This window comes from Azotobacter beijerinckii (genome assembly GCF_900110885.1).
Taxonomy (GTDB): Bacteria; Pseudomonadota; Gammaproteobacteria; order Pseudomonadales; family Pseudomonadaceae; genus Azotobacter; species Azotobacter beijerinckii.
In genome coordinates, this window is the sequence record NZ_FOFJ01000008.1 from 1 (window position 1) to 12,177 (window position 12,177).

Genomic DNA, 12,177 nt, shown 5'->3' on the forward strand with positions numbered 1-12,177 from the left:
GTCCGGGGCCGAGCGCATCACGTTGGTGATGGACAACCTCAACACCCACAGTGCCGCCTCGCTGTACGAGACCTTTATGCCCGAGCAGGCCAAGGCCCTGAGAGATCGCTTCGAGTTCGTCTACACCCCCAAGCATGGCAGTTGGCTGAACATGGCCGAAATCGAGATCAACGTACTCGTCGGCCAGTGCCTGGACAGGCGCATCGACTCCCTCGAGCGAATGCGCAAGGAGGTCGCCGCATGGCAGCAACGCCGCAACCAGCTCGATGCCAAGATCAACTGGCAGTTCACCACCCGCGATGCCAGGGTCAAGCTGCGTAGATTATATCCGCAGATTGATGCGTGTTTAGACACTAGAATTTTCAGGGGCTTTTTCATTGGGTGTCGAAAAACTGTCGAGCGACACCAGCGGCCCGCAGCATTCGGAAAATCGTACGCGCCGCCTTATTTCAGGTAGGACCGCAGTACTGCCACCACCTGCTCCAGATCCTCGCTCCGCTGTTGTGGGGAAATGTCATCCGCACCCAGATGCTCGCGGATATGCCCCTCCAACACCTCGGCCATCAGTCCGTTGACCGCGCCCCGGATCGCGGCGATCTGCTGAAGAATCGCCGCGCACTCCGCCTCCTGCTCAAGCGCTTTTTCCAGCGCCTCAGCCTGGCCCCTGATGCGCCGCACGCGGATCAGCAGCTGCTTTTGGGATTTGGTCGTATGAGCCATAGGGTACCTTGACTGCCAGAAAATATACTGGGGTATAGTATATTACCCTGATCAAAAGGTGCTCTAAATGCAACCCTCCATGTCCCTTGAAGGCTGGCGTCACTCTCACGTCTTCGATGAAGGCAACCCGCTGGCCGAGAGAAATACCCGTTGGGCCGTGGTGCTGACCGCCACGATGATGGTGGCCGAGATCGTCGGCGGCTGGCTGTACAACTCGATGGCGCTGCTGGCCGATGGCTGGCACATGAGTTCGCACGCCTTGGCGCTGGGCCTCTCGGTACTGGCCTATGCGGCTGCTCGACGCTTCGCTCGCGATTCGCGGTTTGCCTTCGGTACGTGGAAGATCGAGGTGCTGGGTGGCTATACCAGCTCGATCTTCCTCGTTGGCGTTGCCGGGCTGATGCTCTATCAGTCTGTTGAGCGCCTGATCTCGCCGACACCGATTCACTACGATCAAGCCATCGCGATTGCCGGGGTCGGCCTGCTGGTCAATCTTGCCTGTGCGTGGCTGCTCAAGGATGGCCATGCCCATCACCACGATCACGACCATCACCATGGAAGTCATGACCATCATCACGACCTGAATCTGCGTTCCGCCTATCTGCATGTCCTGGCTGATGCAGCGACGTCGGTGCTCGCCATTCTGGCGCTGATTGGGGGCAAGTTCTGGGGCGCCAGCTGGCTCGATCCGGTCATGGGTATCGTCGGCGCCGCGCTGGTCGCGGTATGGGCCTACGGATTGCTGCGTGACACCGGGCGCGTACTGCTCGATGCGGAGATGGATGCCCCCGTGGTCGCCGAAATCCGGGAAGTCATCGACGAAAGCCCCATCAAGGCCGCCATCACCGACCTGCACGTGTGGCGCGTCGGCAAGGGAAAATATGCCTGCATCCTCTCGCTCGTCGTCACGGATGCCGCCGAGCCGGACTACTTCAGACGACAGCTCAGCATTCATGAGGAGCTGGTGCATGTCACGGTAGAAGTGAACCAGCACAAAGGGCAACCCAGCACGTGAGGGATCGATCCGATGTCAGCTGAGATACCCCTCAACCTGACAAAACGGAAAAATGGCTGATCTACGCCTTCGTATCGATGTTCTTGGCGGGCTTCACATCGGTGATTGCCACAATGGGCTTGGCAGACATCTCGAGCCAGCCGGGCCTAACCGTCCAAGGCCCGCCCGGAACGCGGGCATGGCCGAATTCATCCGGAATTTCGATCAGTTTCTCCCGAAAATCGCGTTTTTCTTTCACTCTGGCGAAGGCTAGCCTGGCAGGAAGCAGTGCCTCCCTCCACCCCGCCGGAGAGTCCCGATGATCACCCTGCGCCCGGCCGCCGAACGCGGCCATGCCAGCCTGGGCTGGCTGGACAGCCACCATAGCTTTTCCTTCGCCGACTACCACGACCCGCGCCACATGGGCGTCTCGCGGCTACGGGTGATCAACGACGACCGCATCGCGCCGCGGACCGGCTTCGATGCCCATCCGCACCGCGACATGGAGATCGTCAGCTATGTGCTGGAGGGGGTCATCGAGCACAAGGACAGCATGGGCAACAGCAGCCGGCTGAAGGCCGGGGAGGTCCAAGTGATGAGCGCCGGCAGCGGTATCGTGCACAGCGAATACAACCCTTCCGACAGCCAGCCGCTGCACCTCCTGCAGATCTGGATCCAGCCGCAGCAGAACCGCGTGCAACCGCGCTATGCGCAGAAGGACTTCTCCGCCGTGCAGGGCCTCGGCCTGGTCGTCTCGCCGGACGGTCGCGCAGGTTCGCTGCCGATCCATCAGGATGCCAGCCTGTACCTGGCCCGTCTGGGAGAACATCAGCAGGTCGCTCAACCGGTCCGCGCCGGGCGCACCTATTACCTGCACGTCGCCCGCGGCAGCCTGGCAGTCAACGGCGTGCCCCTCGAGGCCGGCGACGGCGCCACGCTGATCGGCGAGCCGACGATCGAGCTGGAGGCCCGCGAAGAGACCGAAGCGCTGTTGTTCGACCTGCCCTGAGCCGCCGGTGCGTCGCTCAGAAGCGGAACACCTTGACGTCGCGGGTCGGGCTGACGATGGGCATATCCGACTCCGGCGGCTGTTTCGCCTCCGCCTTGGGCCGTGCGGCCACCCGGGCGCTCTTGCGCGGCTCCGGCGCCGAAGCCGAGGCCTGCGCCTGCTGCTTGGCCAGCGGCAGAATCGCCGCCGCCAGCTGTTCGGCCAGGCGCTGCAGCACCACGCTCTGCGCCCGCACCTGATCGGCACTGGAGCCCTTATGCGGCTCCTCCAGGCGGACCAGGCGACTCTCGCCGAGGCGCCCCCGACGATCCAGCAGACGCCACTGGGCCTCCAGCACGGCGGGCTGCTTCGGTCCCGAATCCAGGCGGGTGATGTTCAGCAGGACCTGGATGTCCGGCTTGAAGCCTGACGTGTCCGGCTCGGCCACCAGGCGGTGACTGTCCAGACGCCAGGCCAGCTGGCGCAACAGCAGCTGGTCGATGTCGGCCTTCAGGTTGCCGGCCCAGCGGGCATTGCCGGCCGCGCTCAGGCTACCGTCCTTGTGACGCTGCACCAGGGCGGCATCCCGCTGCAGATAGTCGGCCAGGGTCACCGGACCGAGCAGCACGGCCAGGCCGTTCCGTTCGGGAGTCGCTGGATCGCCGCTGTCCAGCCGATACAGGGTGGTCGTCGGGCGAAAGGAGCAGGCGCCCAGCAACGACAGGGCAGCCAGCAAGAGCAGCAAACGAAAGCGCGGGAATCTCATCGATGTTCACCCAGAAAACTGCCGACAGGCAGCCATGATCCATAGTCGAAACCAAAGCCCCGGCACGCTGCGCGAGGCGCGTGCCGAGCGGCTCAATCGGCCATGCCCGGGGCGGACTCGTCCGCCGAGGAGCGGCTGCAGCGCCCCCTGGACAAAGGCCGGCCCGGACATGGCCAAATTTCGTCAATCCCTTGCAGACCGGCCTGTGTGATCGTTTGGAAAGCCGTGGCAGCTAGCCGTGGGCCGCTGCATCCGCGCCCTCCGATGCGCTCGCGCGACATTCTGCCATCAGGCCGGCTCCTCGACCAAGAGCGCGTCGACCCGCTGGAAACCACGCGGCAGTTTGTTGCCACGCCGGCCACGTTCGCCTTGGTAATACTCCAGGTCGCTCGGCTTGAGCGACAGGGTGCGCTTGCCGGCCTGCAACACCAGAGTCGCCCGGGCGGAGAGCACGACGAAGTCGCCGAGGTACTCCTCGCGGCTGGCGACCCGCTCGCCGGGGATGGCGATGAGCTTGTTGCCCTTGCCCTTGGCCAGCTGCGGCAGGTCGGCGACCTTGAACAGCAGCAGGCGCCCTTCGGTAGTCACCGCCGCCAACCAGTCGCTCAGCGGATCGGCCAGCGGTCTCGGCGCCATGACCCGGGCGCCGACCGGCAGGCTCAGCAGCGCCTTGCCCGCCTTGTTCTTGGCCTGCAGATCCTCGCCCCTCACCACGAAGCCGTAACCGGCATCGGAGGCCATGACATACAACGCCTCGTCGTCCGGTAGCAGCACACACTCGAAGCCCGCCCCCGGCGGCGGCGCCAGGCGCCCGGTCAGGGGCTCGCCCTGGCCGCGCGCCGAGGGCAGCGAATGGGCCGCCAGGGAGTAGCTGCGCCCAGTGGAGTCGATGAACACCGCATATTGATTCGAGCGCCCCTGGGCCGCCGCCTTGAAACCGTCGCCGGCCTTGTAGGAAAGCGCCGCCGGGTCGATGTCGTGGCCCTTGGCGCAGCGTACCCAGCCTTTCTCGGAGAGCACCACGGTCACCGGCTCGGTGGGCAGCAGCTCGGTTTCCGAGAGGGCCCGGGCCTCGGTACGCTCGACGATCGGCGAGCGCCGCGCGTCGCCGTAGGTCTCGGCATCCGCCAGGAGCTCCTTGCGCACCAGCTTCTTCAGCTTGGCCTCGCTGCCGAGCAGGGCCAGCAGCTTGTCGCGCTCCTTGGCCAGCTCGTCCTGCTCGCCGCGGATCTTCATCTCCTCGAGCCGCGCCAGCTGGCGCAGGCGGGTGTCGAGGATGTAGTCGGCCTGCACGTCGTCGAGGCCGAAGCGCGCCATCAGCACCAGCTTGGGCTGATCCTCGGTACGGATGATATGGATCACCTCGTCGAGGTTGAGGAAGGCGATCAGCAAACCCTCCAAGAGGTGCAGGCGCCTCTCCACCTTGTCCAGGCGGAACTGCAGGCGGCGGCGCACCGTCTGCACGCGGAACGCCAGCCACTCGACGAGCAGCGTGCGCAGGTTCTTCACCTGCGGCTTGCCGTCCAGGCCGATGATGTTGAGGTTGACCCGGTAGCTGGACTCCAGCTCGGTGGTGGCGAACAGGTGCTGCATCAGCCCCTCCACGTCGACCCGGCTGGAGCGCGGGATGATCACGATGCGGCAGGGGTTCTCGTGGTCCGACTCGTCGCGCAGGTCGGCGACCATCGGCAGCTTCTTGGCCTGCATCTGCGCGGCGATCTGCTCCAGCACCTTGGCCCCGGAAACCTGGTGCGGCAGGGCGACGATCACCACGTCGCAGTCTTCGACCCGGTACAGCGCGCGCATGCGCACCGAGCCGCGGCCGGTCTCGTAGGTCTTCAGCAGCTCGGCGCGCGGGGTGACGATCTCCGCCTCGGTGGGAAAATCCGGCCCCGGGATGTGTTCGCAGAGCTGCGCCACCGTCGCCTGCGGCTCGTCGAGCAGGTGCACGCAGGCGCTCGCCACCTCGCGCAGGTTATGCGGCGGCACGTCGGTGGCCATGCCCACGGCGATCCCGGTGGTGCCGTTGAGCAGCAGGTTGGGCAGCCGCGCCGGCAGCACCGCCGGCTCGTCCAGGGTACCGTCGAAGTTCGGCACCCAGTCGGCGGTGCCCTGCCCCAGCTCGGCCAGCAGCACTTCCGAATAGCGCGACAGGCGCGCCTCGGTGTAGCGCATGGCGGCGAACGACTTGGGATCGTCCGGCGCGCCCCAGTTGCCCTGGCCGTCCACCAGGGTGTAGCGGTAGGAAAACGGCTGGGCCATCAGCACCATGGCCTCGTAGCAGGCCGAGTCGCCGTGGGGGTGGAACTTGCCGAGCACGTCGCCGACGGTGCGCGCCGATTTCTTGTGCTTGGCGTCGGCGTCCAGGCCCAGCTCGCTCATCGCGTAGACGATGCGCCGCTGCACGGGCTTGAGGCCGTCGCCGATGTGCGGCAGGGCGCGATCCATGATCACGTACATGGAATAGTTGAGGTAGGCCTGCTCGGTGAACTCCGCGAGGGAGCGGCGCTCCACGCCGTCCAGGCCGGGGTCGAAGGATTCGTTCATGGGTCGGTCCCAGGGTTGCGGCGCGGCGGCAGACTGCCGCCGGTGCCGGAGAAAATGAATGCGGGGTATCCCGGCCTCACGGCGCGCTTTCCCAGCCTTCGGCCGGCGCGGCGAAACGCCAGACCACCGGCCGGGTCTCGCCGTCGCCGCGGGACTGCTTGCCGTTGTCGGTGCCGATCCAGGCACCCTCGGCGTCGATCCACAGCGCCTCGGCGCTGCCCCAGGGCTGGGCGTAGCGGCGCGCATCGGTGAGCAACTCGTCGGCGAACGACCAGCAGCGCTCGACCTCGCCGGTGTCCGGGCGGTGCCGGCAGATCTGGTGCGCCAGGCGCTCCAGGCTGTACAGCTTGTCCCGGTAGAACGCCAGGTCGGCGAAGCTCTTCGCCCAGCGCCGGGACGTCTTCAGTTGGGCCGGCGGCAGCGCCGGACCGTCCTCGCTGAGCAGCACGCAGCTGCCACCGCACTGCCAGCCGTCCCCGGCGCGGTGCGCTGCCAGCAGCCCGCGGCGCTCCCGCTCGGCGGCCAGCCAGAGGCGCTCGCCGGCCGGGTCGACGGCGATGCCCTCGAACATCGCGTTGAACTTCAGCAGCATGCCGCTGGCCCGGGCCTGGCGCAGCAGCTGCGGCGGCAGCGCCAGCCACTGCGGCGAGCCGGCCTCCGGCAGGCGCAGCACCGCGGCATGGGACTCGCTGACCAGATAGCGGTTGCCCCGGGCATCGCAGCCCAGTCCCTCGAAATCCATCTCGCCACCGCGCAGTTTGCCCATCAGCCGGCTGCGCACGGACAGCCCCCAGGGCAGTCCGCTGCCCGGCAGCGGCGGCAGAACGAAGGTCTGCGCCTCGGCCTGCCAGCCCGTCTCGCCGGGGCGCACGCGGTAGAGGCGATCGTCGTCGCGGTCGGAGACCGCCCACAGCGCGTCCCCGCACCAGGCCAGCCCGGAGAGGTTGCCGCTCGGCATGCCGTCGAGCGGATGCTCGCCGAGCAGGCGCAGCGGCTCCACCGGCAGCGCGGCGTGCAGCGTCGGACCGAGCAGGCCCACGCACAGGCCCAACAGCCAACGTCGCATCAGACCAGCACCTCGGCCAGGTTGCCCTTGGTCTCCAGCCAGGACTTGCGGTCGCCGGCGCGTTTCTTGGCCAGCAGCATGTCCATGACCTCGCGGGTGGCGTCGAAGTCGTCGAGGGTCAGTTGCACCAGACGGCGGGTGTTGGGGTCCATGGTGGTCTCGCGCAGCTGCAGCGGGTTCATCTCGCCGAGGCCCTTGAAGCGGGTGACCTGGACCTTGCCGCGCTTCTTCTCGGCGACCAGGCGCTCGAGGATGCCGTCGCGCTCGGCCTCGTCGAGGGCATAGTGGACCTCCTTGCCCAGATCGATACGATACAGCGGCGGCATGGCGACGTGGACGTGGCCGGCCTCGACCAGCGGGCGGAAGTGGCGGACGAACAGCGCGCAGAGCAGGGTGGCGATGTGCAAGCCGTCGGAGTCGGCGTCGGCGAGGATGCAGACCTTGCCGTAGCGCAGCTGGGAGAGGTCCTCCGAGCCCGGGTCGATGCCGATGGCCACGGCGATGTCGTGCACCTCCTGACTAGCCAGCACCTCGCCGCCGTCCACCTCCCAGGTGTTGAGGATCTTCCCGCGCAGCGGCATGATCGCCTGGAACTCCTTGTCGCGCGCCTGCTTGGCGCTGCCGCCGGCGGAGTCGCCCTCGACCAGGAACAGCTCGGCGCGCAGCGGGTCCTGCCCCGCGCAGTCGGCCAGCTTGCCGGGCAGCGCCGGGCCTTGGGTGATCTTCTTGCGCTCGACCTTGCGCCCGGCCTTGAGGCGGCGCCCGGCGTTGCCGATGGCCTGCTCGGCCAGTTGCAGGCCCAGTTCGGGATGCTCGTTGAGCCACAGGCTGAAGGCATCCTTCACCACCCCCGAGACGAAGGCCGCGGCCTCGCGGGACGACAGGCGCTCCTTGGTCTGCCCGGAGAACTGCGGCTCGGCGAGCTTCATCGAGAGGACGAAGGCGATGCGCTCCCAGACGTCCTCCGGCGCCAGCTTGACCCCGCGCGGCAACAGATTGCGGAACTCGCAGAACTCGCGCATGGCGTCCAGCAGGCCCTGGCGCAGACCGTTGACGTGGGTGCCGCCCTGGGCGGTGGGGATCAGGTTGACGTAGCTTTCCTGCACGCTCTCGCCGCCCTCGGGCAGCCACAGCAGCGCCCAGTCCACCGCCTCGCGGCTGGCGGCGAAGCTGCCGACGAACGGCTCCTCGGGCAGGCGGGCGAACTCGCCGACCGCATCGGCCAGGTAGGAGCGCAGGCCGTCCTCGTAGTGCCACTCGATCCGCTCGCCGCTGCTCTTGTCCTCGAAGCTCACCGAAAGTCCCGGGCAGAGCACCGCCTTGGCCTTGAGCACATGCTTCAGGCGACTCACCAGGAACCGCGGCGAATCGAAGTACTTGGCGTCCGGCCAGAACTGCACGCTGGTGCCGGTGTTGCGCCGGCCGACCGTGCCGACGACCTCCAGCTCGCTGGCCTTGAAGCCGTCGGCGAAGGCCATGCGGTACTCGTTGCCGTCGCGCTTGACGCGCACCTCGACGCGGGTCGACAGCGCGTTGACCACCGAGATGCCGACGCCGTGCAGGCCGCCGGAGAACTGGTAGTTCTTGTTGGAGAACTTGCCGCCGGCGTGCAGCTTGGTGAGGATCAGCTCGACCCCCGGCACGCCCTCCTCCGGGTGGATGTCCACCGGCATGCCGCGGCCGTCGTCGATCACCTCCAGCGAGTTGTCCTCGTGGAGGATCACCTGCACGGATTTCGCATGGCCGGCCAGGGCCTCGTCGACGCTGTTGTCGATCACTTCCTGGGCCAGGTGGTTGGGACGCGTGGTGTCGGTGTACATGCCCGGGCGCTTGCGCACCGGGTCGAGTCCGGAAAGAACCTCGATGGCGTCCGCGTTGTAGGTCTGAGCCATGGTTGCCTTAGTTCAGAGTTCGAAAGGTTCTAGGGCCTGTTGACGCGAGCCGCGTTGCCAAAACGCCAACAGGCCCTAAAGTTCGGAAAAATCGAAATCGCGCCACAGCCCGGCGTCGAAGCCGGCGAAGGCAAGCAGCTCCGGCAGGCGCTCGGCGAAGCCTTGGAACGCGTGGTCGCCACCCGCCTCGACGGAGAGTGCGCAATGCCGGTAGTAGGTTGCGGCATCCCGCCAGTCGAGCGTCTCGTCGCCGCTCTGCAGCCATACCCGGTAACGCGCGGGGTCCTGTGGAGGCGCCACTTCCAGAGCGGCGAGGGCCGCCAGATGGTCGGCGGTCAGCTCCCAGGTCTCGCCGCTGTAGTGGTTGCGCTGCGCCCCCAGACGGCCGTCGAACAGCCGGTGCGGCCGCACCGCGGGGTTGATCAGCACCGCCGACAGACCGTACCGCTCGGCCAGATAGGTCGCATAGTAGCCGCCCAGGGAACTGCCGGCCAGCAGGGGCCGGCCCAGCTCGGCGAGCGCCGCCTCGAGCTGGGCGATCGCCCGGTGCGGCTGGTGGTGCAGGTCCGGCACCCGCAGCCGCGCCGCCAGACCGAGGGCCTGCATGGCACGGATCAGCTGCTGCGCCTTGTGCGAAGCGGACGAGCTGTTGAAGCCGTGGATGTAGAGGATGGACGGCGCGGTGCTGGGCATGAATCTCGGACGACAGTGACGAAAGGGGAAAAGGCTACAAGCGGCACGCCACAGTCTCAAGTCGACGGATACGTTTACCGTCGTGCGACGTGGCGTCCGATCCCCCGCCTCAGTAGCCGCCCTTGCCGTAGTCGATCTGGAAAGGATAGTCGCTCAGGCGCGACACCCCGGTTTCCAGACGGCCGTCGGCGTGCAGGCGCAGCCAGCGATAACCGGGCGCCTGGTCGCTGACCGCAAAGTCCTCGCTGCCGGGGACGAACTGCACGCAGGTCGAGGGCGAGGCCAGCAGGCGCACGCCGCGGCGCAGGCGGTCGAACTCCTGGTGCACGTGCCCCCAGAGCAGCGCGCGCACCTGCGGGAAACGGTCGAGCACGGCGAACAGCGCCTCGGCGTTGCGCAGGCCGATCGACTCCATCCAGTGGCAGCCGATCGACACCGGATGGTGATGCAGGCAGACCAGATGATGGCGCTCGGGCGCCTCCGCGAGGGCCCGCTCGAGCAGGGCCAGCTCGCCCGGCTCGAGAAAGCCGGGCACCGCATCGGGAAGAGCCGAATCGAGCAGCACGATGCGCCAGTTGCCCAGGTCGACGACCGGCTGGCGCCAGTCGCCGCCGGCACTGGCCCGGTTCAGCGCCTCGCGCGCGTCGTGGTTGCCGGGAATCCAGCGCAGCGGCGCGGCGAGCGGCGCGCAGCGCTGGCGAAAGCGGGCATAGGATTCGGCCGAGCCGTCCTGGGAGATATCGCCGCTGGCCACCAGCAGATCGATCCGCGGCTGCTCGCGGCGCACCAGCTCGACCACCTGCCGCAGGCTGTCCTCGGTCTGCATGCCGAGCAACCGCGCCTCCGGGTCGGCGAACAGGTGACTGTCGGTCAGCTGCACCAGCAACGGGGAGGAATCGGCGGCGGATGGGGATGGGCTCGACAAGACCTTCTCCTGGGGCGGAAGCAGGTCGATTATCGGTGCAGGAAACCGAACTGATAAGCCCACGCAGCGGGCATGGTTCACAGAAGATTCACAGAACGCCCGCGCCAGAGGCCCGACTGTGAAGCACGTCATCGTTAGCGGCCCAGGCCGCACGCGGACCTCGGGGCAGACGGCAGCCCTGCCGGTGCGCCTGCCACTGCAGCCATTCCGGCAGGCTGGCGGGGACGCGCTCCCCGCCGTCCGCGAACCGAACCATGTTTATGCCGCGTCCTTCTCGGCGGCCTTTCTGGCTTCCAGCTCGCGCACCAGCGGCAGCACCTTCTCGCCGAAGTAGGCGACCTCTTCCTGGAAGTGCAGGAAGCCGCTGAGGATCAGGTCGACGCCGACGTCCTTGAGGGCGACGATGCGCTCGGCGATCTGCTGCGGGGTGCCGATCAGGTTGGTCTTGAAGCCGTCGTTGTATTGCACCAGGTCTTCGAAGCTGGACTTGGCCCAGTTGCCATCGCCTTCCGGACTGGCCGCGCCGGCCTGCCGGACCTCGTGGCCGAAGGCCCGGACCGCTTCCGGATCGGCCTTGGCGATGATCTCGGCCAGCACCGCCCTGGCCTCCTCCTCGGTATCGCGGGCGATGATGAAGGCGTTCACCCCGACCTTGACCTGGTGGTTGTTGGCCGCCGCCTTGGCGCGCAGGTCGTCCACCTGGGCCTTGATCCCTTCCACACTGTTGCCGTTGGTGAAGTACCAGTCGGCCGCCCGCGAGGCCATGTCGCGCGCCGCGCGCGAGCTGCCGCCCTGGAAGATTTCCGGGCGCGGCTGCTGCAGCGGCTTGGGCTTGAGGCTGTAGTTGTGGAAGCGGTAGAAGTCGCCCCGGTAGGAGAAATCGTCCTGGGTCCAGATGCCCTTGAGCACCTCGATGAACTCTTCCGAACGGCGATAGCGCTCGTCGTGCTCCAGCCACGGCTCGCCGATGGCGGTGAACTCGCCGCGGAACCAGCCGGAGACGATGTTCACCGCGATGCGGCCGTTGGTCAGGTGGGAAATGGTGGAGATCTGCTTGGCCAGCACCGCCGGATGCCAGGGCCCCGGCAGGATCGCGGCGATCACCCGCAACTTCTCGGTGGAGGCCAGCAGCGCGTGGCTGATGGCCACCGACTCGTGCTGGTATTCGGCGCCGTAGCCGGCGGTGAAGCGGATCTGCGACAGCGCGTACTCGAAACCGGCGTTCTCGGCGATCTGCGCCAGCTTGCGGTTGTAGTCGATGTCCCAACTGGTGCGTTGCTCGATCTTGCTGACGACGAGGCCGCCGCTGACGTTGGGTACCCAGTAGGCGAACTTGATCGGTTGTTGACTCATTTCATGTGCTCCAAGGCCAAGAGGGTGACAGGAAAAACGCCGGGCACCGCAGCGGCACCCGCTGAAAGCCCTAGAGCAGCCGTCATGCCAACATTAAAACCACCTAAAAATCATAAGGTTGCGAAAGAGTCCGGGCTTTTCGCGCTGTTCCGCCCTGCGCAACCTGTTGAACGACTGCTGCCCGGCGGACAGCGTTCCCGCCCCGCCGGCAGGCACCCATCGCCACCAAAGGA

At 67.1% G+C, this 12,177-nt stretch carries 11 protein-coding genes and 1 pseudogene; 3 read left to right on the plus strand and 9 right to left on the minus strand.

All coding sequences use genetic code 11. The features are described from left to right. Positions 1–340: pseudogene (locus tag BMY22_RS05905) on the plus strand (transposase); the annotation flags it as partial. Positions 341–444: 104 nt separating this feature from the next. Here the strand turns inward: BMY22_RS05905 and BMY22_RS05910 are convergent. Continuing rightward, on the minus strand, positions 445–720 hold the full coding sequence (locus BMY22_RS05910) for a metal/formaldehyde-sensitive transcriptional repressor (RefSeq protein ID WP_090620314.1): 276 nt from the start codon (positions 718–720) through the stop codon (positions 445–447). Between the two features lie 67 nt (positions 721–787). Between BMY22_RS05910 and dmeF the strand changes: the two genes are divergently transcribed. Further along, on the plus strand, positions 788–1,735 hold the full coding sequence (gene dmeF, locus BMY22_RS05915) for a CDF family Co(II)/Ni(II) efflux transporter DmeF (RefSeq protein ID WP_090620315.1): 948 nt from the start codon (positions 788–790) through the stop codon (positions 1,733–1,735). Positions 1,736–1,796: 61 nt separating this feature from the next. Here dmeF and BMY22_RS24295 read toward each other — a convergent pair whose 3' ends face one another. Next, on the minus strand, positions 1,797–1,973 hold the full coding sequence (locus tag BMY22_RS24295; RefSeq protein ID WP_167363706.1) for a hypothetical protein: 177 nt from the start codon (positions 1,971–1,973) through the stop codon (positions 1,797–1,799). Between the two features lie 60 nt (positions 1,974–2,033). Between BMY22_RS24295 and BMY22_RS05925 the strand changes: the two genes are divergently transcribed. After that, the gene (locus BMY22_RS05925) at positions 2,034–2,723 is read left to right on the plus strand and encodes a pirin family protein (RefSeq protein WP_090620318.1); all 690 of its coding nucleotides are present in this window, start codon (positions 2,034–2,036) and stop codon (positions 2,721–2,723) included. Positions 2,724–2,739: 16 nt separating this feature from the next. Here BMY22_RS05925 and BMY22_RS05930 read toward each other — a convergent pair whose 3' ends face one another. The 7 genes from BMY22_RS05930 to sfnG form a co-directional block, all read right to left on the minus strand. After that, positions 2,740–3,468, minus strand: a complete 729-nt coding sequence (locus BMY22_RS05930; protein ID WP_090620320.1) for a PqiC family protein — start codon at positions 3,466–3,468, stop codon at positions 2,740–2,742. 288 nt (positions 3,469–3,756) lie between these two features. After that, positions 3,757–6,015: a DNA topoisomerase IV subunit A gene (gene parC, locus BMY22_RS05935; protein ID WP_090620321.1), complete on the minus strand. Its 2,259-nt coding sequence runs from the start codon at positions 6,013–6,015 to the stop codon at positions 3,757–3,759. 76 nt (positions 6,016–6,091) lie between these two features. Further along, positions 6,092–7,081 carry an esterase-like activity of phytase family protein gene (locus BMY22_RS05940; protein WP_090620323.1) on the minus strand — a complete coding sequence of 330 codons (990 nt, stop codon included), beginning with the start codon at positions 7,079–7,081 and terminating at the stop codon, positions 6,092–6,094. After that, positions 7,081–8,973 carry a DNA topoisomerase IV subunit B gene (parE, locus tag BMY22_RS05945; RefSeq protein ID WP_090620324.1) on the minus strand — a complete coding sequence of 631 codons (1,893 nt, stop codon included), beginning with the start codon at positions 8,971–8,973 and terminating at the stop codon, positions 7,081–7,083. Before parE ends, BMY22_RS05940 begins: the two co-directional genes overlap by 1 nt. Positions 8,974–9,048: 75 nt before the next feature. After that, a complete protein-coding gene (locus tag BMY22_RS05950) occupies positions 9,049–9,666 on the minus strand; it encodes a YqiA/YcfP family alpha/beta fold hydrolase (protein WP_090620326.1) in 618 nt (205 codons plus the stop codon). 109 nt (positions 9,667–9,775) lie between these two features. Beyond that, positions 9,776–10,591 (minus strand): 3',5'-cyclic-AMP phosphodiesterase, encoded by an 816-nt coding sequence (cpdA, locus tag BMY22_RS05955; protein WP_090620327.1) that lies wholly within the window; start codon positions 10,589–10,591, stop codon positions 9,776–9,778. Positions 10,592–10,849: 258 nt separating this feature from the next. Beyond that, entirely contained in the window at positions 10,850–11,944 is a 1,095-nt protein-coding gene (sfnG, locus tag BMY22_RS05960; protein ID WP_090620329.1) for a dimethylsulfone monooxygenase SfnG, read from the minus strand. Positions 11,945–12,177 lie beyond the last annotated feature (233 nt).